This is a genomic window from Siphonobacter sp. SORGH_AS_1065, assembly GCF_030818595.1.
In the GTDB taxonomy this organism is placed as follows: domain Bacteria; phylum Bacteroidota; class Bacteroidia; order Cytophagales; family Spirosomataceae; genus Siphonobacter.
In genome coordinates, this window is sequence record NZ_JAUTAM010000004.1 from 4,543,747 (window position 1) to 4,570,163 (window position 26,417).

Annotated in this window: 27 protein-coding genes and 1 riboswitch; of the genes, 20 read left to right on the forward strand and 7 right to left on the reverse strand. The window is 44.6% G+C overall.

Annotated elements, in window-relative coordinates; all coding sequences use genetic code 11:
• The first annotated feature begins 63 nt into the window (after positions 1-63).
• From rpsF to moeB, 10 genes are all read left to right on the forward strand, one after another.
• Complete coding sequence (gene rpsF / locus QE390_RS19650) at positions 64-426, forward strand: 30S ribosomal protein S6 (RefSeq protein ID WP_106635879.1); 363 nt, start codon at positions 64-66, stop codon at positions 424-426.
• Positions 427-510: 84 nt separating this feature from the next.
• A complete protein-coding gene (gene rpsR / locus QE390_RS19655) occupies positions 511-762 on the forward strand; it encodes a 30S ribosomal protein S18 (RefSeq protein WP_106635878.1) in 252 nt (83 codons plus the stop codon).
• Positions 763-850: 88 nt separating this feature from the next.
• Complete coding sequence (rplI, locus tag QE390_RS19660; protein ID WP_307143426.1) at positions 851-1,294, forward strand: 50S ribosomal protein L9; 444 nt, start codon at positions 851-853, stop codon at positions 1,292-1,294.
• A gap of 560 nt (positions 1,295-1,854) precedes the next feature.
• Positions 1,855-1,949, forward strand: a riboswitch (TPP riboswitch).
• Positions 1,950-2,040: 91 nt separating this feature from the next.
• The gene (thiS, locus tag QE390_RS19665; RefSeq protein WP_307143427.1) at positions 2,041-2,256 is read left to right on the forward strand and encodes a sulfur carrier protein ThiS; all 216 of its coding nucleotides are present in this window, start codon (positions 2,041-2,043) and stop codon (positions 2,254-2,256) included.
• A gap of 1 nt (position 2,257) precedes the next feature.
• Positions 2,258-4,123, forward strand: coding sequence for a phosphomethylpyrimidine synthase ThiC (thiC, locus tag QE390_RS19670; protein WP_307143429.1), 1,866 nt, complete (start codon positions 2,258-2,260; stop codon positions 4,121-4,123).
• Positions 4,120-4,887: a hydroxymethylpyrimidine/phosphomethylpyrimidine kinase gene (locus QE390_RS19675; RefSeq protein WP_307143430.1), complete on the forward strand. Its 768-nt coding sequence runs from the start codon at positions 4,120-4,122 to the stop codon at positions 4,885-4,887. Before thiC ends, QE390_RS19675 begins: the two co-directional genes overlap by 4 nt.
• Positions 4,884-5,519 (forward strand): thiamine phosphate synthase, encoded by a 636-nt coding sequence (locus tag QE390_RS19680; RefSeq protein ID WP_307143431.1) that lies wholly within the window; start codon positions 4,884-4,886, stop codon positions 5,517-5,519. The genes QE390_RS19675 and QE390_RS19680 overlap by 4 nt, the downstream gene beginning before the upstream one ends.
• Positions 5,494-6,264 (forward strand): thiazole synthase, encoded by a 771-nt coding sequence (locus tag QE390_RS19685; protein WP_307143432.1) that lies wholly within the window; start codon positions 5,494-5,496, stop codon positions 6,262-6,264. Before QE390_RS19680 ends, QE390_RS19685 begins: the two co-directional genes overlap by 26 nt.
• Before the next feature lie 24 nt (positions 6,265-6,288).
• Positions 6,289-7,407 carry a 2-iminoacetate synthase ThiH gene (thiH, locus tag QE390_RS19690; RefSeq protein ID WP_307143433.1) on the forward strand — a complete coding sequence of 373 codons (1,119 nt, stop codon included), beginning with the start codon at positions 6,289-6,291 and terminating at the stop codon, positions 7,405-7,407.
• Complete coding sequence (gene moeB / locus QE390_RS19695) at positions 7,404-8,465, forward strand: molybdopterin-synthase adenylyltransferase MoeB (RefSeq protein WP_307143434.1); 1,062 nt, start codon at positions 7,404-7,406, stop codon at positions 8,463-8,465. Before thiH ends, moeB begins: the two co-directional genes overlap by 4 nt.
• Here moeB and QE390_RS19700 read toward each other — a convergent pair.
• The 3 genes from QE390_RS19700 to rfbC all read right to left on the reverse strand — a co-directional run bounded on the left by QE390_RS19700 (position 8,454) and on the right by rfbC (position 10,175).
• Positions 8,454-9,017, reverse strand: coding sequence for a thiamine phosphate synthase (locus QE390_RS19700; RefSeq protein ID WP_307143435.1), 564 nt, complete (start codon positions 9,015-9,017; stop codon positions 8,454-8,456). The genes moeB and QE390_RS19700 overlap by 12 nt on opposite strands.
• 1 nt (position 9,018) lies before the next feature.
• A complete protein-coding gene (locus QE390_RS19705; protein ID WP_307143436.1) occupies positions 9,019-9,540 on the reverse strand; it encodes a hypothetical protein in 522 nt (173 codons plus the stop codon).
• Positions 9,541-9,605: 65 nt separating this feature from the next.
• Positions 9,606-10,175, reverse strand: a complete 570-nt coding sequence (gene rfbC / locus QE390_RS19710) for a dTDP-4-dehydrorhamnose 3,5-epimerase (RefSeq protein ID WP_307143437.1) — start codon at positions 10,173-10,175, stop codon at positions 9,606-9,608.
• A gap of 188 nt (positions 10,176-10,363) precedes the next feature.
• Between rfbC and pyrF the strand changes: the two genes are divergently transcribed.
• Together pyrF and QE390_RS19720 are read left to right on the forward strand one after the other, a co-directional pair.
• On the forward strand, positions 10,364-11,209 hold the full coding sequence (gene pyrF / locus QE390_RS19715; protein WP_106635867.1) for an orotidine-5'-phosphate decarboxylase: 846 nt from the start codon (positions 10,364-10,366) through the stop codon (positions 11,207-11,209).
• Between the two features lie 6 nt (positions 11,210-11,215).
• Entirely contained in the window at positions 11,216-12,448 is a 1,233-nt protein-coding gene (locus QE390_RS19720) for a glycosyltransferase family 39 protein (RefSeq protein WP_307143438.1), read from the forward strand.
• On the opposite strand, the gene QE390_RS19725 is transcribed toward QE390_RS19720, so the two are convergent.
• The 3 genes from QE390_RS19725 to QE390_RS19735 all read right to left on the reverse strand — a co-directional run bounded on the left by QE390_RS19725 (position 12,420) and on the right by QE390_RS19735 (position 15,846).
• On the reverse strand, positions 12,420-13,457 hold the full coding sequence (locus tag QE390_RS19725; RefSeq protein ID WP_307143439.1) for a hypothetical protein: 1,038 nt from the start codon (positions 13,455-13,457) through the stop codon (positions 12,420-12,422). The genes QE390_RS19720 and QE390_RS19725 overlap by 29 nt on opposite strands.
• 281 nt (positions 13,458-13,738) lie before the next feature.
• Positions 13,739-15,475 carry an alpha-glucosidase gene (locus QE390_RS19730; protein ID WP_307143440.1) on the reverse strand — a complete coding sequence of 579 codons (1,737 nt, stop codon included), beginning with the start codon at positions 15,473-15,475 and terminating at the stop codon, positions 13,739-13,741.
• Between the two features lie 188 nt (positions 15,476-15,663).
• The gene (locus QE390_RS19735) at positions 15,664-15,846 is read right to left on the reverse strand and encodes a hypothetical protein (RefSeq protein WP_307143441.1); all 183 of its coding nucleotides are present in this window, start codon (positions 15,844-15,846) and stop codon (positions 15,664-15,666) included.
• 287 nt (positions 15,847-16,133) lie between these two features.
• Between QE390_RS19735 and QE390_RS19740 the strand changes: the two genes are divergently transcribed.
• Positions 16,134-17,654, forward strand: a complete 1,521-nt coding sequence (locus QE390_RS19740; protein WP_307143442.1) for a DUF4394 domain-containing protein — start codon at positions 16,134-16,136, stop codon at positions 17,652-17,654.
• A 56-nt stretch (positions 17,655-17,710) separates the two neighbouring features.
• Here QE390_RS19740 and QE390_RS19745 read toward each other — a convergent pair whose 3' ends face one another.
• On the reverse strand, positions 17,711-18,226 hold the full coding sequence (locus QE390_RS19745; protein WP_307143443.1) for a DUF1877 family protein: 516 nt from the start codon (positions 18,224-18,226) through the stop codon (positions 17,711-17,713).
• Between the two features lie 188 nt (positions 18,227-18,414).
• Here QE390_RS19745 and QE390_RS19750 point away from each other — a divergent pair, with 188 nt between their 5' ends.
• From QE390_RS19750 to QE390_RS19780, 7 genes are all read left to right on the forward strand, one after another.
• Complete coding sequence (locus QE390_RS19750; protein WP_369804093.1) at positions 18,415-20,550, forward strand: M3 family metallopeptidase; 2,136 nt, start codon at positions 18,415-18,417, stop codon at positions 20,548-20,550.
• A 487-nt stretch (positions 20,551-21,037) separates the two neighbouring features.
• Complete coding sequence (locus tag QE390_RS19755) at positions 21,038-21,706, forward strand: hypothetical protein (RefSeq protein ID WP_307143444.1); 669 nt, start codon at positions 21,038-21,040, stop codon at positions 21,704-21,706.
• 307 nt (positions 21,707-22,013) lie between these two features.
• On the forward strand, positions 22,014-22,550 hold the full coding sequence (locus QE390_RS19760; protein WP_307143445.1) for a hypothetical protein: 537 nt from the start codon (positions 22,014-22,016) through the stop codon (positions 22,548-22,550).
• Positions 22,551-22,656: 106 nt separating this feature from the next.
• The gene (locus QE390_RS19765; RefSeq protein WP_307143446.1) at positions 22,657-23,271 is read left to right on the forward strand and encodes a hypothetical protein; all 615 of its coding nucleotides are present in this window, start codon (positions 22,657-22,659) and stop codon (positions 23,269-23,271) included.
• Positions 23,272-23,335: 64 nt separating this feature from the next.
• Positions 23,336-24,340 carry a YpdA family putative bacillithiol disulfide reductase gene (locus tag QE390_RS19770; protein WP_307143447.1) on the forward strand — a complete coding sequence of 335 codons (1,005 nt, stop codon included), beginning with the start codon at positions 23,336-23,338 and terminating at the stop codon, positions 24,338-24,340.
• 175 nt (positions 24,341-24,515) lie between these two features.
• On the forward strand, positions 24,516-25,196 hold the full coding sequence (gene deoC, locus QE390_RS19775) for a deoxyribose-phosphate aldolase (protein WP_307143448.1): 681 nt from the start codon (positions 24,516-24,518) through the stop codon (positions 25,194-25,196).
• A 174-nt stretch (positions 25,197-25,370) separates the two neighbouring features.
• Positions 25,371-26,291, forward strand: a complete 921-nt coding sequence (locus tag QE390_RS19780) for a sugar phosphate isomerase/epimerase (protein ID WP_307143449.1) — start codon at positions 25,371-25,373, stop codon at positions 26,289-26,291.
• Positions 26,292-26,417: the final 126 nt, after the last annotated feature.

The window sequence follows — 26,417 nt, forward strand, 5'->3', positions numbered from 1 at the left end:
TATGTACTTTTGCGGCTCGATTTTCGATTAATATTAATTTTTTCACATTTTCCGTACTAACACATGTCACAAAAACAGTACGAGACAGTATTCATCCTTACTCCCGTTTTGTCTGACGTCCAGACGAAGGATGCTGTCGACAAATTCAAAAAAATTCTTACGGATAACGGTTCAGAACTGATCCACGAAGAGTCTTGGGGCCTGAAAAAACTGGCTTACCCTATTCAAGGAAAAGGAACTGGCTTTTATTTCCTGGTAGAATTCAAAGCGAACCCAGACGTAATCGCTACTCTCGAAACAGAATACCGTCGTGATGAGCGAGTGATGCGTTTCCTTACTATCTCTCTGGACAAACACGCGATTGCTTACAACGAACGCAAGCGTAAAGGTCTGGTAGGTAAGAAACAAGAAGCTTCCGCTGAATAATTAATCGTTAGTAGTTATTCGTTGCTGGTTGTTTGATCTAACAACTATCAACCAATAACCATCAACTAAAATCATTTCACGACCATGTCATTACAAAACGAACCTCTGGATAAAAACCAGAACCGCAAAAAATATGACCGCTTCAAGAAAGCCGGCATTAAATACATTGATTACAAGGATCCTAACTTCCTTCTCAAGTTATTGAATGAGCAAGGCAAGATTCTTCCCCGTCGTATTACTGGTACTACGCTGAAGAACCAACGCAAAGTAGCTCAGGCTGTGAAGCGTGCCCGTCACATTGGGTTATTACCATACGTTGGCGATTCTCTGAAGTAGTTGGCCGTTGTCTGTCTACAGTTTTCAGAAAAACTGACCACGGACAACCGAAAACTGGAAACTCATAAAACTCATTTAATTTAAAGAAATGGAAGTTATTCTCAAAACCGATATCGCGGGATTGGGTTATAAGAACGATTTAGTAGCGGTGAAAGCTGGCTACGGTCGTAACTACCTCATTCCCCAAGGATTCGCGGTAATGGCCAGCGAAGCCAACAAAAAAATCCTTGCTGAAAACATTAAGCAAGCTGCTCACAAAGCCGAAAAACTGAAAAAAGATGCTGAAGAATTAGCAGCTTCTATCGGTGATCTGACGCTGGAAATTCCTGCTAAAGTAGGTGAAAGCGGACGTATCTTCGGTCGTGTAACGAACACTCAAATCTCTGACGCTCTGAAAGCAAAAGGTTTTGAAGTAGATCGCAAGAAAATCACGCTTGATTCTGAAGTTAAGTCACTCGGCGATTACTCTGCTACGCTTGACCTTCACAAAGAAGTGAAGCACAAAGTAGCTTTCGTTATCGTAGGCGAATAAGCTTTAGCTCTTCATAAATGCAAGCCCCCACTGGTTTATACTGGTGGGGGCTTTCTGCGTTATATTTTTACCGACAGCATTTTTATACTTTCATTTCAGATTTTCTTGGCTTCCTATTGAATTATTGCTGCCAGCGAAAAAGCTGGCAGCGACATTTTAAGCAACGTAGTCCGACCCGATTTTAACCTACTTTCATCTTGGTTGCCGCTGCCAGCTTTTTTGCTGGCAGCATTTCTCCCCTTCCATTACCAAAGCTTCTCGGCTTCCTATTGACTTATTGGCTGCCAGCGAAAAAGCTGGCAGCGACATTTTAAGCAACGTAGTCCGGCCCGATTTAACCCACTTTCATCTCGGTTGCCGCTGCCAGCTTTTCTGCTGGCAGCATTTCTCCCCTTCCATTCCAAAGCTTCTTGGCTTCCTATTACTACCAATATAAAAACTAATCGAACCACGCTGGCAGTGGCATTGCTAAGCCCTGGACACACCTGGCCTTTTTAGTTAAAAAATTACGTTCATTCTTTGAAAGCTAATAAGTCTTTCTACCTTTGCCTCGCTGAAAAGCCAAACTTTAGGGGTGCCCGTTGAATTGGGCTGAGACATACCCTTTGAACCTGACCAGGTTAGGACCTGCGTAGGGAAAAGTGAGGATCTTACATTCTTTCTGGAAACACGTCCGTATGCACGGGTGTTTTCATTGCTCTCCTCGCAAATTTTCTGTCTCCCCTGGGCTTGTGCTTTCATGCGACATGAAACGCATTATGATCGTATTTGTCAACAACCAAGCCGTTCTTACGCCAGAGGCTACGTCTCTGCGTTCGCTGTTGACGCAACTGGCCCTCGCCGAAAAAAAAGGCATTGCCGTTGCCGTTAACAATGCCATTGTTCCCCGTCTTGCCTGGGAACATTTTATCGTATCCGAGAACGAGAAAATCACCATTCTTCAAGCCACTCAGGGAGGTTAACATGAAAAACGAAAAACTGCCATCGCCCCAAACCATTACCCGTGCTCCACTGACAGGTTCACGGAAAGTCTATGTTCCCGGTACGCTGCACAATATTCAGGTAGCCATGCGGGAAATCACCCTTTCGGATACGGTTACGAATTTCAACGGCAAAGAAAGCCGACAACCCAATGCTCCCGTTACGGTCTATGATACCAGCGGCCCATACACCGATCCCAATGCTACTATTGATTTACAAAAAGGTCTACCTCGACTTCGGGAAGCATGGATTAAGGATCGGGCCGACGTTGAACAACTGGCTTCTTTTTCTTCAGCCTACTGCAACGAACGATTAGCGAACCGTAGCCTGGATGCTCTGCGTTTTGAGCATATCCGATTACCTTTAAAGGCTAAAAGAGGGCTAAATGTCAGCCAGTTACATTATGCCAAACAGGGAATCATTACTCCCGAAATGGAATACATCGCCATTCGGGAAAACCAGCGAATTGAACAGCAGGAAGCCTCTCTGAAGCAACAGCATCCGGGCAACAGTTTCGGAGCGAATACGCCACAAAAGTTCATTACTCCCGAATTTGTCCGTCAGGAAGTTGCTGCCGGACGGGCAGTTATCCCTTCCAACATTAACCACCCGGAAAGCGAACCGATGATTATTGGCCGCAATTTTCTGGTGAAGATTAATACCAACATTGGTAACTCCGTAGTTAGCTCCAGCATTGAAGAAGAAGTAGAAAAAGCAGTCTGGAGTTGTCGGTGGGGTGGTGATACGCTGATGGACTTATCGACGGGAAAAAACATTCACGAAACCCGCGAATGGATTATTCGCAACTGCCCCGTACCCGTAGGAACGGTTCCCATTTATCAGGCTCTGGAAAAAGTAAATGGAAAGGCTGAAGACCTTACCTGGGAGATTTTCCGGGATACACTCATCGAGCAAGCCGAGCAAGGCGTGGATTACTTTACCATTCATGCGGGTGTATTACTTCGCTATATTCCCTTGACTGCCAAGCGAGTAACGGGTATTGTATCCCGTGGGGGTAGTATTCTGGCGAAATGGTGTCTGGCTCACCACAAAGAGAATTTTCTCTACACGCATTTTGAAGAAATCTGCGAGATTATGAAGGCGTATGACGTTTGCTTTTCGCTCGGCGACGGCTTACGTCCTGGTTCGATTGCCGATGCTAATGATGCAGCTCAGTTTGCTGAACTGGAAACCCTCGGGGAATTAACCAAAATTGCCTGGAAACACGACGTTCAGGTGATGATTGAAGGTCCCGGTCACGTGCCCATGCATCTCATCAAAGAGAACATGGACAAGCAATTGGAACATTGTCACGAAGCTCCTTTCTATACCCTCGGCCCGCTGACCACGGATATTGCTCCGGGTTATGACCACATTACCTCGGGTATTGGTGCTGCCATGATTGGCTGGTTTGGTACGGCCATGCTGTGTTACGTAACCCCCAAAGAACACCTGGGCTTACCCAATAAAAAGGACGTGAAAGATGGGGTGATTACCTATAAAATTGCCGCTCACGCCGCCGACTTAGCCAAGGGCCATCCGGGGGCTCAATACCGGGACAATGCCCTGAGTAAAGCTCGCTTTGAGTTCCGCTGGGAAGATCAGTTCAATCTTTCACTGGACCCCGATACTGCCCGCGAATTCCACGACGAAACGCTTCCCGCCGAAGGAGCTAAACTCGCCCACTTCTGCTCCATGTGCGGACCCCATTTCTGCTCGATGAAGATTACGCAGGAAGTACGGGCCTTCGCCGAACAGCACGAGATTGAAGGGGAAGAGGTTTTCGATAAAGCCATGAAGATCAAATCTGAAGAGTTCGTTCAGCAGGGCGGCGAAATTTACTTATGATCCAGACCGAACGACCTTACGTATTAAGCATAGCCGGGCTCGATCCCAGTGCCGGGGCCGGAATTCTGGCGGATGTCAAGGTTTTTGAAGCTCAACAAACCTATGGTCTCGCAGTTGCTACGGCTCTCACGATTCAGCACGATGCTTCGTTTCGGAAGGTTCATTGGGTTAGTCTGGAAGAAATCATTGCTCAATGTGAGCCGCTTTTTGAACGCTATCCGATTCAGGTGGTGAAGATTGGATTAATCGAATCGATGTCGGTTCTGTCGGGACTGCTGGATTGGTTAGTCCTTCAAAACCCAAAGATTATCCTCCTCTGGGATCCCATTTTGAAGGCTTCGGCGGGATTTGATTTTCATCGGTTAACACTGAATGAGCTGGTACCTATTCTGCAAAAGCTGACGGTAATTACACCCAACATTCCCGAAATACAGCAGATTACTGGAGAACAGAGCCCTCAGAAAGCGGCTCAAACCTTGAGCAATTACTGTAACGTTTACCTGAAAGGCGGGCATAGTTCTTCCGAAAATGGGCAGGTGACCGATTACCTATTTGACACCCATCAAACGGTAATCGCGTATCCCGCTCCTTTTATTCCAAACGGCGAGAAACACGGCAGCGGTTGTGTCCTGTCAGCGGTTCTGGCAACTGGTTTAGCCAAAGGGTTTTCGCAAAAAGAAGCTAGTGCCAGGGCACGATTATACATGAATCGCTACCTCGCCAGCACGCTTTATTTATTAGGTTTTCACGATCCAATCGTATGACTATAAGCCGATTACATTACATCGTCACCACTCCCGAACAGGCTTGCTCGGCCTGTTCGGCGGGGGCGAACTGGATTCAGCTTCGGCTGAAAAATAAACGTTACGAAGATTGGAAAGCAATTGCTCTGGAAACCCAGGCCGTTTGCCATTCCCATCAATCCCGGTTGATTATTAACGATAATACTCATCTGGCGGGTGAAATTGGCTCTGACGGATTGCATTTGGGCAAAGAAGATATGCCCCTTACCGAAGCCCGTCAATTACTAGGTACTGAAATCATTATCGGTGGAACAGCCAATACGCTGGAAGATATTCTGATGCATGCCGAGGCGGGAGCCAACTACATTGGTCTGGGACCTTTCCGGTTTACAAAGACCAAAGAAAAACTGAGTCCCATTCTTGGATTAGCTGGTTATGAGTCTCTTATGAAAGCGTTGCAGCAGCGTTCCATTACCATCCCCGTCATTGCCATCGGAGGGATTACCCTGGCAGACGTTCCTGCCTTGCTGGACACGGGCCTTTATGGAATTGCTGTTTCTTCGGCGATTACTCAGGCTGCCAATCCTGCTGAACAAACCCGATTATTCATCCAAAGTTGCCTATCTCATGAATCAACCCCTGATTATCGCTGATCGTACGTTTCAATCCCGGCTTTTTACCGGAACGGGAAAATTCGGTTCGGTTCAACTCATGCAGGAAGCACTGGCGGCCTCGGGTACAGAACTGGTTACCGTGGCTCTGAAACGGGTAGATGCGGGTAACGCTGAAGATGAAATGTTAACCCACCTGCCCGATGCTCATTTGTTGCCCAACACTTCCGGCGTTCGCACAGCAAGGGAAGCCGTTTTCGCGGCTCAAATGGCTCGTGAAGCTCTGGAAACGAATTGGTTAAAGCTGGAAATCCATCCCGATCCTAAATATTTATTACCCGACCCCATCGAAACGTTAAAGGCTGCCGAAGAGCTGGTAAAGCTGGGTTTTGTCGTCTTACCTTACATCCACGCCGACCCGGTTTTATGCAAACGGCTAGAAGAAGCAGGCGTCGCCGCAGTTATGCCTCTCGGTGCTCCCATCGGAACCAATAAAGGCTTACGCACGCTCGATTTTCTGGAAATCATTATCGAACAAAGCAACGTTCCGGTGGTAGTGGATGCGGGTTTGGGGGCTCCCTCCCACGCTGCTGCCGCCATGGAATTAGGTGCAGATGCTGTACTGGTAAATACAGCCATTGCCGTCTCCGAACAACCCGTGCGAATGGCTCAGGCTTTCAGAATGGCCGTAGAAGCCGGACGCACGGCTTATGAAGCCCGACTGGCCTCGACTTCTGCCTATGCTCATGCCAGCAGTCCTCTAACGGCTTTTCTGGATGAATTGTAGAACCACGCTCTAAACGATTGAAACATGATGTTTAAAACCTGGTTTGATCATTATCACTGGGATACGGTTACTCAGGAAATTCAGGATACGACACCGAAACGCGTGGAGCAGGCCTTAGCCGCTAAGAAACGTTCGGTTGAGGATTTTAAAGCCCTGATTTCTCCGGCGGCTCTGGCCTACCTGGAACCGATGGCTCAGCTCAGTCATCAGCTAACCCAGAAGCGTTTTGGCAAAACCATTCAGCTTTATGCTCCCTTGTATTTGTCCAACGAGTGTCAGAACATCTGCACCTATTGTGCCTTTAGTCTAGATAATAAAATCCGCCGCAAAACGCTGACGGACGAGGAGATTCTCCGGGAAGCCGCAGCCATCAAAGAGCTGGGCTATGAGCATGTGCTTCTGGTAACAGGCGAAGCTAATCAGACGGTTGGAGTTCCCTACCTTAAAAATGCCATCCGATTATTGCGGCCCCATTTTGCTAATATTTCGATGGAAGTTCAGCCACTTGATCTTGAAGAATATCAGGAGTTAATAGTCGAAGGGCTGCACACGGTTCTGGTTTACCAGGAAACGTATCACGAAGAAACGTATAAAACGCACCATCCTAAAGGCAAAAAGTCTAACTTTCATTATCGGCTTGCAACTCCCGACCGGTTGGGCCAGGCGGGAATTCACAAGATTGGCCTGGGAGCATTACTAGGCCTTGAAGACTGGCGGACGGATAGTTTTTTTACCGCTTTGCATTTACAATACCTCGAAAAAACGTACTGGCAGAGTAAGTATAGTATTTCTTTTCCCCGCCTCCGTCCCATCCAGTTGACAGATCATTTTCAGACGTTTAAAGCCTGCATGAGCGACAAGGAACTGGTGCAGTTAATCTGTGCCTATCGCTTATTCAATGAAGACGTCGAGTTATCGTTGTCAACCCGCGAAACACCACGTTTTCGGGATCACCTGGTCAAGCTGGGCATTACACACATGAGTGCCGGATCGAAAACGAACCCCGGTGGATACGTTGTCGAACCTGAATCGCTGGAGCAGTTTGAAATCTCCGATGAACGTACCCCCGCTCAGATTTCATCCGTCATTTTAAATCAGGGGTACGTACCCGTCTGGAAAGACTGGGACCCTTCATTCGTATGAATCAGGAAGAATTAGAACGATACAATCGCCACATCCGCCTGCCCGAGATTGGGTTACAAGGACAAAAACTACTCAAACAAGCCCGCGTCGCGGTTATAGGGGCGGGCGGTTTAGGCTGTCCTGTTTTGCAGTACTTAACAGCCGCGGGCGTGGGCACGATTGGGATTATTGATGGAGATACGGTTTCCCTGAGCAACCTGCAACGTCAGATTCTTTTCTCACCCGAACACATCGGTCAGTCAAAAGCTGAGACGGCGGCTCATGTATTACGTCAGCAGAATCCACATATTGAGGTGATTGCTCATCCGGTATTTCTAAACGCAGCGAATGCATTAACCCTCCTCGGAAACTATGACATTATCGTCGATGGTTCGGACAATTTTGCGACGCGTTACTTGGTTAATGATGCCTGTGTCCTGTTGAATAACCCGCTGGTTTTTGGCTCCATTTTTAAATTTGAAGGACAAGTCAGTGTGTTTAATTACCGGGGCGGCCCTACGTATCGCTGCCTATACCCCGAACCCAGCGAACTTGAAGCCTGTAGCGTGGTGGGTGTGCTGGGGGTATTACCAGGTATCACGGGCTGCCTAATGGCGAATGAAGTCATTAAGTTGATCACGAATATAGGCGAATCTTTAAGCGGCACGTTGCTCTGTTTTAATACCCTACAGTTCAGTTTTTCAACGTTTTCATTCGAGTTAAATCCTGAAAATCTTCGGATTACTGCTTTGCAAGACGCTTCCCAAATTTGCGAAGCAGTTATTTCAGAATTAACCGTTTCAGAATTCTGGCAATGGATGAATCAGGATGATAAACCTTTTTTACTGGATGTTCGCGAAGCAGAAGAATACGAACAAGATAATCTGGGAGGAGCGTTAATTCCACTAGCCGAACTTCCGGTTCGTTACCACGAACTTCCTGCTCACCAAACGATTATTGTGCATTGCCAGTCTGGAATACGCAGCAAAAAAGCGGTTCAGTTATTACAAGAAAAGGGCTTTACCCAAGTGCATCATCTCAGTGGAGGACTGTATGCCATTCGACAATTACAGCTTTAATTGTTGACGTAATTCTCGCAAAGCATTCGCTGGATTTTCATTGTTCCATAAACTTCCCATCAAGGCGGCTCCATCAAATCCTGACCGTTGTACGGCGGCGATATTACCTTGATGAACGCCTCCTAAAGCAACAATCTTAGGCAGGTTTTCACCTTCGGAACGAAGCTTTTTCAGTTGATACTCAATTGCTGTTAAGGAAAGAACCGGTCCATACCCGGGTTTGCTGATACTCTCGAAAACGGGACTGTAAAAAACCAGATCCACTTTATTAGTCCACAACGGCCAGTCAGATAATTGATGAATGCTGGTAGAAAAAGCCCGCTGATTTACAGGTAATACTTGTTGATCTTTTTCTTTCAAATGCCAGAGGTAACTCGTTGGCTGTAAAGAAGCCAGTAGAATTTTATTCGAGTGATGAATCGGCGGTGGCTGCGTTAGTACATCCGTTTTTCGCCAATACAGGTAATCCAGCCCCTCCGACCACAATTCTTCAATTATGTTTTGATCTGTCACTGAATCGGGAGTGATGGCTACGCATAAAAAAGAATCCATATCAGCTAAATTTCAACGTAAGTAGTATCTGTTTCGATCCTTTCGTTACCCGCCATTCGCTCGTAGTTCGTTGCTCTACGTCAAAATTTTCGTTCACCAAAAGAGCCTCATAAAAACGAACTGAAACGGATTGTAAAGGCTTTTGCAGGATTTTCTTTTCCAGAAAAGAAAGCAATAATAATCCCGGTACAATCGCCAGATTCCCCGTATGAATAGGGTTATCATCGCCCGTTTCCTCCAGATAATTTAAAACCTGTTCTTCAGAAAAGCTATACGTTCCTGCGTGCGGGATCGGGTCTTGTTCTTTCGGGACGATGGGTAATAAAACTACTTTTAATTGGTCACGAGTCAGCGATTCGGTAATAACCGCCGCTTTCATCTGGTTTGGGAAGTTACGCCATTGCAAGCCCATAGTGCCACCCTCTTTCGTACTTATTTCAAGGGTCGCCAGGGCGTAATTCCATAATGCGGGCAAACGATATTTTTTTAGTACCGCCGCTATTGCTATCGCTGTCGATTCCATGTTTTATACACAAAAGCCCGACTTGTCAAGTACACAAGCCGGGCTTTTCACGTATGGTTTGAAGCTTATTTCGCTGCTAAAGATTCCTGAAATTCTTTCCAGGTAGGCAAAATCTGATCTTTGGCTGAAACAATCGGGGCTTCGATGCCGTATTTCTCAAATTCCCAGTCAATGCCTAATTCGGGATCGTTCCATAACAAACCTGATTCGGCTGCTTTGTTATAGAGGTTGGTGCACTTGTACATGAACGTCGCCTCTTCCAAAGCGATAAACCCATGAGCAAAGCCGCCGGGAACCCAAAGCATGTTACCAAGAGCCGAATCCAGTAAAAATTTTTCGTGCTGTCCAAACGTTGGAGAATTCGGACGAATGTCAACTACAACATCCAGCACTTTTCCCTGCGTACAACGCACTAATTTCCCCTGAGCATAAGGTTCATGCTGACAGTGTAGACCACGCAAAACGCCTTTTTTAGACCAAGAATGGTTATCTTGTACAAATTGGCTGGCTGACGGAAGGCCCGCCTGTTGAAAAACTGGTTCATTGAACGACTCCCAAAAAAAGCCGCGTTCATCTTCAAAAATTCGGGGAAATAACTCAACCAATCCGGTTAGCTGGCCAGGACGAAATTCCATGCAAAGTATAAAAGGGTTGCGTGTTAAAGAATAGCGAGACAATTTTGCTGGACAAAAATAGGGATTTCCTCATGCTCCATCGGTTTTTGTTGATGAAAGTTTATTTTTTAGCTTTCATTATTCATCCGTTCCAGCTCGATATCTCTGGTTTCCTAACTGAACTTTCGATTTAACTATCCCTACTACCCGTGACTCGTTCCGAACTTTTTGCCCAGATCAAATCTAAATCTTCTTACTTGTGCGTAGGCTTAGATACCGATATTCAAAAAATCCCGGCTCACCTACGCTCGGAGTCGGATCCGATTTTTGCATTCAATCGGGCCATTATTGAAGCGACGCATCACTACGCTGTTGCGTATAAGCCCAATCTGGCTTTCTACGAAGCCATGGGACCTCGGGGCTGGGAGAGCTTGCAGAAAACGCTGGAAATTATTCCCAAAGAATGTTTTACCATTGCCGATGCCAAACGCGGAGACATTGGAAATACGTCTGGACTGTATGCCCGTGCGTTCTTCGATAAAGAAGCATCGGGGCTGGATTTCGATTCCGTAACGGTAGCTCCTTACATGGGAGAAGATTCCGTAAAGCCCTTTCTGAATTTTCCGGGCAAATGGGTCATTCTGCTGGCCTTAACTTCAAATGCTGGAAGCAGCGATTTTCAGCGTCTGGAAGTTAAAAATGCCGAAGCAATTCATTCCAGAGCATTATTTGAACAAGTTTTGATGACTTCCCAGAACTGGGGTAACCGCGATCAGTTGATGTATGTCGTAGGGGCAACGCAGGCTCATCAATTACAGCGAATTCGTGAATTAGTCCCCGAGCATTTTCTACTGGTTCCCGGCGTTGGTGCTCAGGGTGGCAGCCTGGAAGAGGTTTCCAAGTACGGCATGAATCGTCAGTGCGGACTACTCGTTAATTCCTCGCGTGCCATTATTTACGCCTCCTCAGGTACGGACTTCGCTGAACGGGCCGCCGTCGAAGCTCGTCTGGTACAGCAGGAAATGGCGAAGTATCTAAACGAATATCTTAACTAGAAAACGTTGGGGTCTTTACTCAAACAATGGAGCCAGCAAACGGAAAAACAAAAACGCCGTTTCTGGTTTCTCTTTGTTACTGGTATTGAGTTACTTACCGTTGTCATGTGGTGGGGCAAACGCCCCATCCCACCCGATTACATTACTTACGCCCGCATGGCTGACGTATTAGCCAGCGGGCAAGGGTACCTGGATCAGGGACAGGCTTTTACTTTTTTTCCTCCGGGTTACCCGATCTTTCTCATGGTAATTCACGCTCTGGCGGATGTTTTTTCGCTGGAACGTACCCTAACGGTTATTGGCATCGATTTGCTGATAGGGGCTTTCTCCTTACTTTATTTTCGAAAAATTGCCCGTCACTTTCTTCCAGAAGTATCCGCTGAAATCGCAACGTTGCTCTGGGCGACTTATCCCATTCAGCTCCTTATGTATACGCAACCTAACAGCGAAATTCCTTTTCTGCTGACCTTTCTCGCAGCCCTGAGCCACTACCTGACTTATCTAAGAAAAGGTCAGGTAACGCAAATGGCTATCGGCGGATTTTGGTTAGGGATTTCCTGCCTGCTTCGTCCGATCACCCTCTATCTGGCTGTCATTTTAGTGATTTATGTACTTTGGTACAACTACCCGCAGGTCAACAGACGTCATTCTCTCGGAACAGCCATAGCTCTTTGGCTTTCAGGATTTTGTCTAACCGTATTACCCTGGGAATTGTATGTCTATCATTACAATCACGAGTGGATCATGGTGCAGGGAAAATCCGTTCTTGCCATTTACGAAGGCTTAATTTTTGGGCATAAAGCGTATCACGGCTCGCCTATTTCGGTTCCGAAAGACTTGTATGATTTCATGGACAAAGTTGCCTCTGCCCCTCCTACCTTACCTTCTCTTTTCCAGAAAGTAACGGAAGCTCAACCGCTGGTTTTATTGCAGTTACTGGGGTATAAACTTTTGAGAAGCTGGTACGGCCTCTGGGATAACCCGAATGAAAAATCAGTGATGATTCTTCAGTTTCTGTACCTGATTCCGGCCACCGCAGGAATAATTCGAAGCTTCTCCCGTCGTTATTTTTCCTGGTTTTTCTTCATTCCCCTGCTTCTGATTTTGTATTACTGGGGCACTACCCTTATCATTATTCCTCTGCTGCGATACATGATTCCGGCCATGCCCTTCGTAATGCTTTACATCGCTTTTCTCTTCGTTAAAAAGCCTACAGCACCTGCCGAATCACGTTCTTAATATTGAGCTCTACAATATCAACCATGCTGTTACATTTCAGATACAGCTTGTTTTTGTAATGATCCGCCAGTCCCTTTTTTAGCTCCACAATATTAGCCTCTGTCGATAAGGGATGACGATTGGCCACATCGCGTAGATGAGCCAATCGATGCCTTTCGCTTCGTATCCGGTGGATTAACATGGAGCGTTCTTCCTGTTGGTACTGCCAGACGGTTTTGTCGGTAAGGTGCTCCATCGCGAGCTTTACGTAAGGATAGTTTTCCTTGAAAAACTGTGGCATATACACCCGCCGATTCCCTTCGTAAAACTGCTGGTCAAAGTCGATGCAACGAATACGAAACTGAAAATCATCAAAATCGGGCGTGATTTGCCAAACGAAATTATACGAACGCATATCGCCCAACAGCATAATCAGGCAGCGTTCGTTAAACTTCACAAACTCCTTCGCAATTCGAATCGGGTTATACTCAATTTTGAGCATGTATTTCTGTGGGAATACATCGCCGGGAATTCCCGCAATGTGCTCTTCTACGAGAGTCGTATGATCAACCAGGTAATTAACGTCATTGGGCGATAACGTATGTTCCAGTTCCAGTCCGTAAATCCGGGAGGCATCCGCCTTTTTGACGTAGAAATAATCATAAACATCATTGAGTCGATTCACAATCCGAACCCGAAACGGATGCGTATTACCGAACGTACAGTAATCAATCCGGTCGATGTACTTGTGTTCGACAATGTGAAGATTACCCGAGGTATTGAGCATCGCATAAATTTTCTTCAGTCCCTTATGGATGCGATCAATGTCATACGAAGGATAAATGGGTGTCTCCCACAGCGTATCTTTTCCGTGTTTGTCAACCAGTGGAATAGACTCCTGAAAGTTCATCAAATCCGCATAACCCAAAGGTAACTTCGCCTCCCGCTGATACGTATGCAAGTACTTATGCAACTCCTGACTAATAGGAAACAGGGGTTTCTTTTTATGAATAACAACGTCTTCCTTCATGATTTTTGTTGATCATTCGCTCACGAATAAGCCTTAGTTTTTTTAATTCACCTTTCGTTCAGGCTTATTTCAGGTATTCTTTTATCTAATTCAATAGGCTACTTAAAACAGCAATCCTATCCAAAACCACATCAATAACTACCATTCAGAAATAGTATAGCTACAAATGAATGTAATAAACGTAAGAGCATAGCTCAGGCTTTTAACCAAACCAAGCCTTTTATGCCTGGTTTGGTTGCCATTCCATACAAAGACTTTGCTAAAAAAAAATACCCGCTTACCTAGTTTAGTTTGTAAATCACGGCTTGCCAAGGGAGAAGTGCAATGGTAGTGTTTGTAATGGTCGGTTTGGTGAGTAGGTTATTGATTTCTACGGTTGAAACCCGCATCGCTTTCGGGATGGTCACTTGGGAGGTAACGTCGCTGAAGTTTAACACAACCAGGAGTTTATGATTTCCTTCGATGCGGGTATAGGCGTAGATATTAGGATTGTTTTCATCCACAACTGTATAGTCGCCATACACCAAGACTTTGTTGTCTTTCCGGAATTTTACCATTTGCCTGAAATAATTGACACAACTTTCCGGATTGTTTTCCTGGTTTTGCAAATTGATTTCCTTATAGCTGTTACCCACCCTGATCCACGGCTGGCTGGTCGAAAATCCAGCATTGTCTCCATCGTTCCACTGAAAAGGCGTGCGTGAATTGTCCCGGCTGTATTTGATGTTTTTTTGCATGAACGCCGCTAGGTCACCGCCTTGACTTTGTTGGTATTTGTATTCATTAATAGTCTGGATGTCTTTAAATTCCGAAATGTCCTTAAATCCGGCATTCGTCATACCAATTTCGTCGCCATTGTAAATGTAAGGCGTGCCCCGCATAGTGAGCAGAAATGTAGAAATCAGCTTGGCGGATGCCTCCCGATATTGCTCCGAAGGATTGCCGATGCGGTCAATAACTCTGGACTGGTCGTGGTTGCCCATAAATATGGATAGCCAGCCGTCATTTTGAAATTCTTTGTCCCATTTTGTGAAGGTTTTCTTCAGCTTCAGCATACTATAATCGGGACTGGAAGACACGTCTACCGCATCGAATGCGTAGGCCATGTTCAATTCTTTTCGTTGGGTATCCACCAGATCGTGGGCGTCCTGCATGTTTCGTCCTGCCCCCTCGGCCACGCTCATCAAGTTGTATTTGGCGTACACCTCCTTATGCATTTCTTGGAGATAATCGTGTATGGGAGGCACCATAGCGTAGAACTGGACGAAGTTGGAAGCATTCAGTCCTTCAAATACAGGAAACGAAGTGTCCTTCACACAGAACTGAAAGGCATCCATACGAAAACCGTCCACCCCCTTATCGGCCCAGAATTTCATGATGTCGTACACCTCTTTTCTTAAATCCGGGTTACTCCAATTGAGATCGGGCTGTTTGCGGGAGAAATAATGCAAGTAATAGGAACGGGTCAGCGTATCGTATTTCCAGGCATCGTGGTTTACGTCAAACAAGCTGTAACGGTAAGGGGGCGTACCTTTTTCCTCCGGCCACCAGTGGTAATAGTTACGATATTTGCTGTCTCTTGAACTTCGGGCCTGGCGAAACCACTCGTGCTCATCACTGCTATGGTTGACGACCAGGTCCATAACGAGCCGCATGCCACGCTCATGCATTCCCTCTAACATCTGATCAAAATCCTTCATGGTACCGAACTCTTTCATGATGTTACGGTAGTCGCTGATGTCATAGCCATTGTCGTCATTGGGGGAGCTGTAGATGGGATTGAGCCATACAACGTCAACGCCCAGACTTTTCAGGTAATCCAGTTTTTCGGTAATTCCCTTCAAATCACCGACCCCATCACCATCCGAATCCTTAAAACTCCTGGGGTACAATTGATAGACAACCGCTTCTTTCCACCATTTCCGTTGTTTACTATAATTTTTGTTCACTTGAGCCTGTGCATGCAGCATTCCCATCATCCAGATTATGGTAACTAGTTGAATTGTTTTCTTTATCATACAGCAAGTAATTGTATATTTAAAAGGCAAAAAAATATCACTAAAGTGAAAATATACATACAGCTTTTCAATATACAGTCATAAATCGTGTAATACCGTAAAAACACATCAGATGGGTATATTCATCCATATTTTTACCGTTCAAACCTACTAAGTAAGCCTACAATAAAAGGCAAGTTCCGTAGTAGTTAAAGCTGTTGGTTGAGGATAACTGTAATTACTCTTGTAGGACGGGTTGAAGCTCTAATGACTTTTAAGGCAGCAACAAGCGGCGGCTTGATTGCCCTGGAAAACTTAGCCACCCGCATGAGGTTACTAATGACCTGAGTATCGGTACGTTTGCTGCGTTCAGCCACCGCATTCGTGTTCATTTTTAACCCCCAATTATCCAGAAATCGGACTACCTATTGCGGTAATAAATGTCCCTGGTAAAGTCTTTAAGGCAAGTATATTTTTTGTTTAGCAATTTAGATATTACTCTGATTTTAAAGGCTTTAGCTTTTCAATTCCCTGCATAAATCAGGTTAATTGATATTTATTAAAACCAGATTCAAAATTATTAGTTATTACCCTGCTAACAGATGGTAATAATTCGTTCGAATTTATTACGCTGTCATTACTAATCCTTTTTCATTTTCACTATAAACTTATCTGTTTCATGGTACATCTGTACAGAGGCATCCGCCAGTTGGGTGCCGTAGTGACACTTGCCGCTTTGGTTTCTCTGCAATCATGCATGGACCACCGGACTCCTCCGTCACCACTTCCCAATCAGATTTTCTATGGTTTAACTACCGACAACCAGTTACAGCAAATCAGCACGTTGTCACCCAACGCTCCGCTTCGCTCCTTCAAGGTGGCAGTGCCCGACGGTGAAAAAGTATTAGCTATTGACTTCCGTCCGGCAACGGGTCAATTATATGCAGTGACCAATGCCAGCAAGCTTTATACCATTAACCTCGCTTCGGACGGTTCAGCGGGAAGAGCCACGCTGGTAAAGGCTTTATCTACAGCCATTAACGGTACTGAAGTTGCTTTTGATTTCAATCCCACAGTAGACCGAATTCGCCTGGTTACTAATACCGGCCAGAACTTACGTTTACACCCTGAGACGGGTGATGTAGCGGCCATCGACGGTACTATTAACGGTGTTTCTGGAGCCACGATTACGGCTGCTGCTTATACCAACAGCCGTGCCGGAGTTACCACGACCACGCTGTATGACATTGATCCCGTAACCGACCGTTTGTATAAGCAGGACCCTCCGAACAATGGTACGCTTGTTCCCGTGGGTTCGCTGGGCTTAAACGTTGAAGCCGTGGGTGGTTTCGATATTTCTCCCGACAACTCGTTCACCCTGGCTTCCGTAAAAGTGGAAGGGAAATGGGAAATTGCCCAGGTGGATGTGGGCAATGGCAGCCTGAAAAAGCTGGGCGATCTGGATCGTGAATTACTCGGTATTGCTTTAGTACCCCAACCCGTAGCGTATTCTATCGATGCAGTTACCAACGAATTGCTGATTTTTGATCCTGCCAACGCCAGTGCCGTGACAACTAAAGCCATCACAGGTCTTCAAACGGGCGAACGTGTGCTGGGCATTGACTTCCGTCCGGCTACGGGCCAGTTATATGCTTTGGGTAGTAACAGCCGGATTTACGTAATCAATACGTCTTCTGGAGCCGCAGCTCCCGTAGGTTCTGGTGCGTTAAGTGTTGCCTTACAGGGAACAGATTTCGGTTTTGATTTCAACCCGGTAGCCGACCGCATTCGAATCATTAGTAACACGGGTCAGAATTTACGGGTTGAACCTTCTACGCTGGTAGCAACAGTTGATGGTACGATCAATCCTGGTACGCCTTCGGTAACGGCTTCTGCTTACACTAATAACTACGCTGGAGCTACCGCAACAACGTTGTACAACTTCGATACCAACACGGATATACTCTATCGTCAGGTTCCTCCTAATGATGGAACGCTGGTTCCTGTAGGTCCTTCTGGAGTGGACGCTTTAGGTAATAATGGGTTTGACATTGGGGGCACTACGGGTATGGCTTATGCCATTCTTCAGTCAGGAGGCAGCACGCTGCTTTACAAAGTTGATCTGACGACGGGTAAAGCTACGCAGGTTTCTGCTCCGCTAAAATCTGCCCGCGGCTTTGCCTTAGGACTTGGTTTTTAAGTTTTGTGTTTTTGATAGATAAAAAGGTACGGTGCATTTGGGCCGTACCTTTTTTGTTAGGCTAAAAACATAATAACTGCCTGCTTTTGAGTGGCCGCTTCGGCGTAAAAATCTTTCAGATGATCGAATCCCCGAAGAAGGTAACTTTTCGCTTCTGGTGCTTCCCAGTTTCCAGGATAAATACCCAGATCATTCATTACTCCTGCATTATACCGATCCATCAGAATTTCATTCGTGATTAAACTTAACATCTGATGGGCCCGAATAACCTCTGTGCTCGTCAGGTAACGTGGGGCAACTGTTGCAGTCGGCAATGCTACTTCCAGGGATTTTCTACCCGTAATGACCGTAGTAAATGGCTCGGTTAAAGCTTCTTCAAAGGGCTTTCCAGTCATCAAAAACACAATTCCTTCCCAGGATTTTTTTATGCTCGTAAATTCTCCTTTTGTAAAGATGGTACTGGCATGATCCAGATCTTCTACTAATGAATTACGTTCACTGACTTTGCCATTAAGCTGATAATCTTTTAAACGTGCTTCACTAACGCGAAGCAAAAAGAGATTCATGCTCATAATAATAAGGTTACTAACCGATCAGATCAGATGAACTGATACCAGTGTTTTGGATTATTCTTTTATTAATAAATACAAACATAGCTCTATAACTTATCAATCCGTCTACCGCTTTTTCCATGAGCGGTTTGGTAAAACACGGTTTCCTTAGCAAATTCGTTATTTGTTTTACCTAACATCAATAGACTATGAAACTTAAACAACTCCCTCTGCTGTTAAGTCTGGCGGCTAGTCCCTCGCTGATTCACGCTCAGGGCCCTAACGCTACTGTTAAGTCTGTACCTATGGAAGAAAATCCTCTTTTACAGGCGTTTAAAACTCCTTTTGAAACGCCCGCTTACGATAAAATCAAAGTAGAACACTTCATCCCAGCCATCCAGGAAGGCATGAAGCAAGGTCGGAAAGACATTGATATCATCATTTCTAACGCGGCAAAGCCCACTTTTCAGAACACCATCGTGGCTCTGGAAAATGCCGGAGAATTGCTAAGCCGCGTAACCCCCATTTTATTCCACTTGAACAGTGCGGAAACGACACCCGAAATCCAGAAAACGGTTCGTGAAGCTTCGCCGCTGTTAACGGATTACAGCAATGATATTTCGCTGAATGATAAGCTTTTTGCCCGGGTAAAAGCCGTCTGGGATGAACGCGACAAGCTGAAACTCAACAAGGAAGATCAGATGTTGCTGGAGAAAACCTACAAGGGTTTTGCCCGCAGTGGTGCGAACCTTTCGGAAACCGACAAAAACAAGCTTCGCGAGATTAATAAGGAGTTATCGCAGTTATCCATCGAGTTTAACGAGCATAACCTCGCGGAAACGAATGAATACAGCCTTGTGGTAACCGACGAAAAACGTCTTTCTGGGTTGCCTGACTTCGTAAAAGAAGCCGCCAAAGCAACGGCGAAGAAGATGAATAAAGAAGGGTGGGTATTTACGCTTCAGGCTCCCAGCTACGGCCCGTTCATGCAATACGCCGACGACGCAGCTTTGCGGAAAGAACTTTGGTTAGCGTATAATAAACGCGGTTTTAAAGGCGACAAAAACGACAATCAGGAAATCATCCAGAAAATTGTAAAGCTGCGTTACGAAAAAGCCAAGCTTCTAGGCTATAAAACCTGGGCGGATTACGTACTGGAAGAACGCATGGCAGAAAATCCGGCGAAGGTGATGGAGTTTGAGAAAAACCTGCTGAACTACGCCAAACCCGCAGCCGAACGGGAAATCAAGGAATTAACTGAATTTGCCAGAAAACAGGGATATGCTGAACCCGTTCTTCAACGTTGGGATGCGGGTTACTACGCGGAAAAACTGAAGAAAGAGAAGTACTCGATTAATGACGAATTACTGAAGCCTTACTTCAAACTTGAAAACGTTCTGGAGGGTCTGTTCACGCTGACGAATAAGTTGTACGGCCTGACTTTCAAGGAACGTAAAGATATTCCAACCTGGAATGAAGAAGTAAAAACCTATGAAATTCTGGACGACAAAGGCCAGTTATTAGCCATTTGGTACGGCGATTACTTCCCCCGCCCCGGCAAACGGGCTGGAGCCTGGAATTCGGGCACGCGTTCGCAGCATTTTGCCAATGGGAAAGATGTTCGTCCGCACGTATTGAACGTGTGTAATTTCACCCGTCCTACCGAAACGACGCCTTCCTTACTGACTTTCCGGGAAGTGGAAACACTTTTCCACGAATTCGGTCATGCCCTACACGCCATGAGCTCACACGTGAAGTATGACGCCCTGAGCGGAACCAGCGTCTCCTGGGATTTCGTTGAGTTACCCAGTCAGTTCATGGAGAATTTCTGCCTTGAACCAGAAGTACTGAAACTCTTTGCCAAGCACTACCAAACGGGAGAAGTTATTCCGCAGGAATATATTGAGAAACTGAAAGCTTCTTCCAACTTCATGGCTGGCGTAGGTACCGCTCGTCAGATTAACCTCGGCCTGACCGACATGGCCTGGCACGGACAAGTTCCCAGTGGAAAAACGGTGGCACAGGTAGAAGCAGAAGTAGCTGCTCAGACGGAAGTATACCCAATTGTGGAAGGTACGGCTCTTAGTCCAGCGTTTGCTCACATTTTTGCGGGGGGGTATTCAGCCGGTTATTACTCGTACATGTGGAGTGAAGTACTGGATGCGGATGCTTTTGATCTCTTCAAACAGAAAGGTATTTTCAACAAACAAGTCGCTAAATCTTTCCGCGATAACATCTTATCGAAAGGAGGTACTGAGAAGCCCATGGAACTCTATAAACGTTTCCGGGGCCGCGAACCTCAACCCGATGCCATGTTACGCCGGGCTGGTTTAATTGCTCAATAAGATTAGTTAAGACATAAAAAAGCCGCTTTCTTGTCGCAAGAAAGCGGCTTTTTTTATGCACTTAATTAATACCACTTTTTTGTTGCCATTAGAATTGTTTTACCCATTGTACAAAACAAACTACATATAATTAATTGATAATAAGACAAATATCTTTAATATTACAGTAGCTATAAACATACAGGAAGAGTCAGTAAAATACTTTATTTTCTTTCTTAGTACATATACAATATATAGATATCCACTTTACACTCATTAGATAAATATTTAAACCTTGTCTTATAAGCTTTACAAGTTATGAAATCAATTCTAAGATAAATCTTTTTTCAATTTTTGTATTCATTTTTATAACCCTATTTAATTCATGCAAATGATAATGAGCAATGAAAGTATAAAAATCAATAATGCTCAGTAGGGTTACTAAATAATTATTAACTTGGGCCTTTACAATATATTGAATGTCCAAGTTAACAATTATTTAGTAACCATGGAATCATCCAATCAAGCTAACTTAGCATTTCTTTTATTAGAAGCTATAAGTAAATATTACCCAATCGGTCTACCCTTTTATAGAGATAGGTATATAGGCTATTCTAAACTTGAGCAGATTGTAGAGGAAAAAATCAATACACTTATAGATGGTCACAGTGGCCCCAAGGATTGGAACCTATTTAAGCACGCTATTCACAATGACTTCCCCCAATTCGAGCTTTTAGATCTATCTTATTATCAAGAGCCAAGTTTAAAAATGGCTTTAAAGTTTTATTCATCATCAAATAACAGAATATATCAAGATTCTTATATAAATATTTCTGTTTCTCTAATGTCTTCCTATTTTACTGTATTCATAACTGAAAGCTTTACTTCTGAAGCTGATTATAGATATACTGTTAATGAGGCACCTTTAGTAAATAATTATGGAAAGAAATCATTTGGGCCGTTTCATCGAGAAAATATTTCGGAGCTGGAGCACAAATGGACATCTAAAATAATTAAAGATATTACTTATTATTATCCAAATTACAGTTTCGTTGATTATCGCTTTTTACAAAAATCAATTACAGGGGTTATCCCTTTTGGTACAGGATTAGATACAGTACTTGAGCCTATTAAATTTTCTTTTTACGATATCCTATTTGGCGATAATATTTTTTAACTAGTTTTTAGTTCGCTTATGATATTTTTTATAAAAAATTAACCTAATATATATTGACTACTAATTTATATAGTTAGCTACACAATTATTAACTTATATAAATACCTTAATCGCTATAATAATCATGAATGATAAGTAAGGATAGCTCAATATTTTACTTTATTCCTGAACAACCATCTAGGCTCTTACCTAAAGATAGCCATACATCAGTTTATATTATAATTTCATGAATTTTTAAAATTAACTTGTATATCAATTAAAACAATTTGCATATTGCCACCTCAACCATTATAAACTCATCCTAACCATGAATTTTTTACGATCTTCCACCATCCTTTTATTTATTTCAATCTTCACTTTAGTTAGTTGTTCAAAAGATAACAAAGATGCCTCTAATCCCATCAAAAAATCCGATCTGGTTAACAAAAATTGGGTAGGAAACAGCGTTGATGTAAAAGTAGACGGTAACACTTACTCGGTAGATGGTGATGCTGATGCCTCTTCTACGGGTATGCTATTAAAGGAAAATGGCGAGTATGTAGGCACTGACGAAAACGGCGATAAAGAAACGGGAAAATGGACTCTTACAGATAATATTTTAAAGGTTACTGTCGATAAAGAGGATATCAGTTTCAAAATTGTTAGCCTTGATGGACAAACTTTAAAGCTATTCTTAGGAGAAAAATTGGATATTTCTAAAAGTCCAGAAACATATCTAGAACTTGATAATGAAAATTTTCTTGCTTATGTCTTAGGTTTCGCAGTCCTAGAAAAAAAGAAAGTTGATCTTACTACTGTTAAGACAAAAGAAATGGACGTTATTCTGGGCCTTAAAGCTAAGTAGCTTATGCGTTGACCCTATCCTTCAGACGACTCGCCTACCCGCGAGTCGTTTGCTTTTTATAACCTATATCATTTTGTAAACGCATACTTTTTTATAGGTTTGAGTTATGGAGGAATTGAAGGCACTTTTGCAATCGGTATCCGATCTGTCCTACGCCGAGAAGGTAATGGCTTTTCTGGATCAATATTATAGCAATACGGACGTTCGCCCGTATCATAACTGGACGCATATCCAGCATATGTTTGACCTGTTCTCAACTCACCGCGAACATTTGCACCAGCCGGATATTGTTTTGCTGAGCATCGCCTTCCATGATGTTATCTACGAACCTCTTTACACGAATAATGAACTTCAGAGTGCCGAACGAGCTCAGGAATGGCTATCAAAAACGGATTTAAGTACGGAATCCATTCGTACCATTTATGAGTACATTCTTTCGACGAAGACGCACGCCAATCATACCGAAGACAGCGATCTGGATTTTTTGCTGGACCTTGATCTGGCGATTCTGGGAGAATCTCCCGAAATCTATGATGCCTATGCCCAGAAAATAAGAACCGAATTTCAGGCTATCCCTGAGGCTATTTACGCCGATGGCCGTAAGAAAATTCTGAATGTATTTCTGGCTATGGCTAATATTTACAAGACGCATCTTTTTCAGGATCAGTACGAAACTCAGGCCAGAGCAAACATCCGTCGGGAAATTGAACGTTTGAATTAATTTTCGTTTGAACCTTTCCAACAAAATGCTCTGTTGACTTATTACATTAGTTCTTCTCTTGAAAATGGCAGATAATCAATTATACGACGTAGTCATCATCGGCGGCGGCCCCATTGGTTTGGCCTGCGGCCTGCACGCCAAACAAAAAGGCCTGCGATACGTCATTCTGGAAAAAGGCTGTCTGGTTAATTCGATTTACAATTACCCAGCCAATATGACCTTCTTCTCCACCAGTGACCGCCTTGAAATCGGTGGCGTTCCCTTCGTTTCCAACAACGCCAAACCAACCCGGGCGGAAGCTCTGGAATATTATCGCCGTGTGGCGATGTCCAACCAGCTGCATATCAGGCTATTTGAGAAAGTAGATGCGATTGAGGATCATACGCAAAGCATAGACGGCCTTGAAAATCGTCAGTACATCGTTCGAACTTCCAAAGGAACGTATCTCACTTCGAACGTAGTCATTGCGATTGGTTTTTATGACACACCTAACCTGATGCATATTCCGGGGGAAGACTTGCCCAAGGTAACGCATTACTATTCTGAGCCTCATTTTTATGCGGGAATGAAAGTACTGGTGGTCGGTGCAAACAATTCTTCGGTAGACGCCGCTCTGGAAACGTACCGCAAAGGTGCTGAAGTAACCATGGTCATTCGAGACGGTGAAATTGGTCGCCGGGTGAAGTATTGGGTAAAACCGGACATCGAAAACCGGATTGCGGAAGGTTCAATCAAAGCCTACTTCCATTCGAACCTGATGGAAATTAGAGAAACGGAAGTTGATATTCAAACACCCGATGGCCTCGTTACCATCCCCAATGATTTTGTGGTAGCAGCAACGGGTTATCAACCCAATTTCGATTTCCTCACGGGTTCTGGAATTACTTTGTCGGATGACGAAAAACGTTATCCCTCCTACGATCCCGAAAATCAGGAAAGTAATAAACCCGGCGTTTATCTGGCGGGTGTTGTTTGCGGCGGTATGGATACGCACGTCTGGTTCATCGAAAACTCCCGCATTCACGCCGAAAAGATCATCGAAAAAATCAGTGCTGATAGGCAATTATGAAGGAGAGAATCAATGTTAAAGGGTGGAAGGAGTGAATAGGAATTTGATTTATCGTCTAGGCATTGGGGTAAAACGCAACTGAACTTTTGAGATTTAAATTATTTACTCATTCATTCCTTCGCTCATTCACTCCTTCAACATTGACTCCCTCCTTCTCTCATCCAAAATTAAAATCATGTCCGTTTCTAAAATGATCGACCATGCTTTACTGCACCCTACGCTTACGGATGCGGAACTGGAAGCAGGCTGTCGATTAGCGATTCAATATGACGTAGCTTCGGTGTGTATCAAGCCGTATGCGGTTAAAAAAGCCGCCGAATGGTTATCCGGCAGCAGCGTATTGGTTTGCACAGTCATTGGCTTTCCGCATGGCAGCCCTAGCACTCAGGTAAAAGTTGCCGAAACCATTCAAGCCTGCGAAGAAGGAGCTACGGAGATTGACATGGTCGTGAATATAGGCAAAGTATTAAGTGAAGACTGGGCGTACATAAAGTCTGAAATTCAGGCCATTCAGGACGTTTGTGTCATTCACGGAGCCATTCTTAAAGTTATTTTCGAGAACGATTTCTTACCCCGCGATTCCTATAAAATTAAACTCTGCGAAATATGTACGGAAGTTGGAGTAGCCTTTGTGAAAACATCCACAGGGTTTGGATACGTTAAAAACTCAACGGGAGCGTTTGAATCACAAGGGGCTACCGAACACGATTTACGCCTCATGCTGGATCACATCGGCCCTACCGTTGCAGTTAAAGCTTCGGGTGGCATCCGTACGCTGGAGCAGGTCCTAAAACTCAAAGCAATGGGAGTCCAACGCATCGGTACCAGCTCGACGGAGTCAATTTTGAATGAGTGAAGGATAGAATGAAGGAATCATTTAAATCTCAAAAGTTCAGTTGCGTTTTACCATAATGACTGAATGATAAATCAAATTCCTACAACTATTCACTCCTTCTCTCATTCACTCCTTCAACATTGCTCTCTCACTCAAACATTCAAAATTGATTTCCTCATTAAAAATTAAATTACCATGCTTGACCTCGGCTTTGTTTCGGCTATTTTGCCAGACTATAATCTTGAAAACGTATTAAAGTTTGCTTCTCAACACGATTTTAAGTGCGTAGAACTGATGTGCTGGCCCAAGGATAACTCGGAAGCCCGCCGATACGCCGGAGTTACGCACATCGACGTGGATGAGCTGGATGCTCAGGCCGTAGCCTATATTCACAACCGGACGAAAGAGTACGGCGTATCTATTTCAGGCTTAGGTTATTACCCCAATCCCCTCGATCCTGATCCGGCGAAGGCGGAGTATTACCGCGAACACATCAAGAAAATCATCCGGGCGGCAGCTCAGTTGAAAGTGCCTGTGGTTAATACGTTCATTGGGCGGAATCCGAAGCTGACGGTTACTGAAAACTTAAAACTCTACGCCGAACACTGGCCCGCGATTGTGAAAGAAGCGGAAGAGCATAACATTAAAATCGGCATTGAAAACTGTCCGATGTGGTATACGGACGACGAATGGCCCGGGGGTAAAAACCTGGCGACTACGCCCGCGATCTGGAAGCGAATGTTTGAAATTATCCCCTCTCCGACGTTAGGTCTGAACTACGATCCTAGCCATTTAATCTGGCAGATGATGGATGAAATTCGTCCGATTTATGACTTCAAGGATCGCCTGCATCATATTCACCTGAAAGACGTAAAAGTGTATCGGGATAAGCTGAATGAAGTGGGGATTATGGCAAATCCATCCCTCTATCATTCACCCAAACTTCCCGGACTGGGAGATGTCAACTGGCGGGCTTTCTTCGCTGCTCTTACCGACGTTCGTTACCGTGGCCCCGTGGTAATTGAAGTGGAAGATAAAGCCTATGAAGGCAATCTTCGCGATGTACAGGCCGCCATTCTGACTTCCAGAAATTATGTGAAGCAATTTTTGGCGTAATTTATTTCGAGAAATTTCAGTAACTAAGTACCGCTGCCAGCGTGGCCCGGCCAGCTTTTTCGCTGGCAGCACTAATGCCAAAATACTTACGTATGCCCCCAAACAATTGCTGTCAGCGGTATTTTA

Coding starts and splice junctions, on each gene's coding strand:
- rpsF (WP_106635879.1), top strand. CDS start 64: ATGTCACAAAAACAGTACGAGACAGTATTCATCCTTACTCCCGTTTTG.
- rpsR (WP_106635878.1), top strand. CDS start 511: ATGTCATTACAAAACGAACCTCTGGATAAAAACCAGAACCGCAAAAAA.
- rplI (WP_307143426.1), top strand. CDS start 851: ATGGAAGTTATTCTCAAAACCGATATCGCGGGATTGGGTTATAAGAAC.
- thiS (WP_307143427.1), top strand. CDS start 2,041: ATGAAACGCATTATGATCGTATTTGTCAACAACCAAGCCGTTCTTACG.
- thiC (WP_307143429.1), top strand. CDS start 2,258: ATGAAAAACGAAAAACTGCCATCGCCCCAAACCATTACCCGTGCTCCA.
- QE390_RS19675 (WP_307143430.1), top strand. CDS start 4,120: ATGATCCAGACCGAACGACCTTACGTATTAAGCATAGCCGGGCTCGAT.
- QE390_RS19680 (WP_307143431.1), top strand. CDS start 4,884: ATGACTATAAGCCGATTACATTACATCGTCACCACTCCCGAACAGGCT.
- QE390_RS19685 (WP_307143432.1), top strand. CDS start 5,494: ATGAATCAACCCCTGATTATCGCTGATCGTACGTTTCAATCCCGGCTT.
- thiH (WP_307143433.1), top strand. CDS start 6,289: ATGATGTTTAAAACCTGGTTTGATCATTATCACTGGGATACGGTTACT.
- moeB (WP_307143434.1), top strand. CDS start 7,404: ATGAATCAGGAAGAATTAGAACGATACAATCGCCACATCCGCCTGCCC.
- QE390_RS19700 (WP_307143435.1), bottom strand. CDS start 9,017: ATGGATTCTTTTTTATGCGTAGCCATCACTCCCGATTCAGTGACAGAT.
- QE390_RS19705 (WP_307143436.1), bottom strand. CDS start 9,540: ATGGAATCGACAGCGATAGCAATAGCGGCGGTACTAAAAAAATATCGT.
- rfbC (WP_307143437.1), bottom strand. CDS start 10,175: ATGGAATTTCGTCCTGGCCAGCTAACCGGATTGGTTGAGTTATTTCCC.
- QE390_RS19725 (WP_307143439.1), bottom strand. CDS start 13,457: ATGAAGGAAGACGTTGTTATTCATAAAAAGAAACCCCTGTTTCCTATT.
- QE390_RS19730 (WP_307143440.1), bottom strand. CDS start 15,475: ATGATAAAGAAAACAATTCAACTAGTTACCATAATCTGGATGATGGGA.
- QE390_RS19735 (WP_307143441.1), bottom strand. CDS start 15,846: ATGAACACGAATGCGGTGGCTGAACGCAGCAAACGTACCGATACTCAG.
- QE390_RS19740 (WP_307143442.1), top strand. CDS start 16,134: ATGGTACATCTGTACAGAGGCATCCGCCAGTTGGGTGCCGTAGTGACA.
- QE390_RS19745 (WP_307143443.1), bottom strand. CDS start 18,226: ATGAGCATGAATCTCTTTTTGCTTCGCGTTAGTGAAGCACGTTTAAAA.
- QE390_RS19750 (WP_369804093.1), top strand. CDS start 18,415: ATGAAACTTAAACAACTCCCTCTGCTGTTAAGTCTGGCGGCTAGTCCC.
- QE390_RS19755 (WP_307143444.1), top strand. CDS start 21,038: ATGGAATCATCCAATCAAGCTAACTTAGCATTTCTTTTATTAGAAGCT.
- QE390_RS19760 (WP_307143445.1), top strand. CDS start 22,014: ATGAATTTTTTACGATCTTCCACCATCCTTTTATTTATTTCAATCTTC.
- QE390_RS19765 (WP_307143446.1), top strand. CDS start 22,657: ATGGAGGAATTGAAGGCACTTTTGCAATCGGTATCCGATCTGTCCTAC.
- QE390_RS19770 (WP_307143447.1), top strand. CDS start 23,336: ATGGCAGATAATCAATTATACGACGTAGTCATCATCGGCGGCGGCCCC.
- deoC (WP_307143448.1), top strand. CDS start 24,516: ATGTCCGTTTCTAAAATGATCGACCATGCTTTACTGCACCCTACGCTT.
- QE390_RS19780 (WP_307143449.1), top strand. CDS start 25,371: ATGCTTGACCTCGGCTTTGTTTCGGCTATTTTGCCAGACTATAATCTT.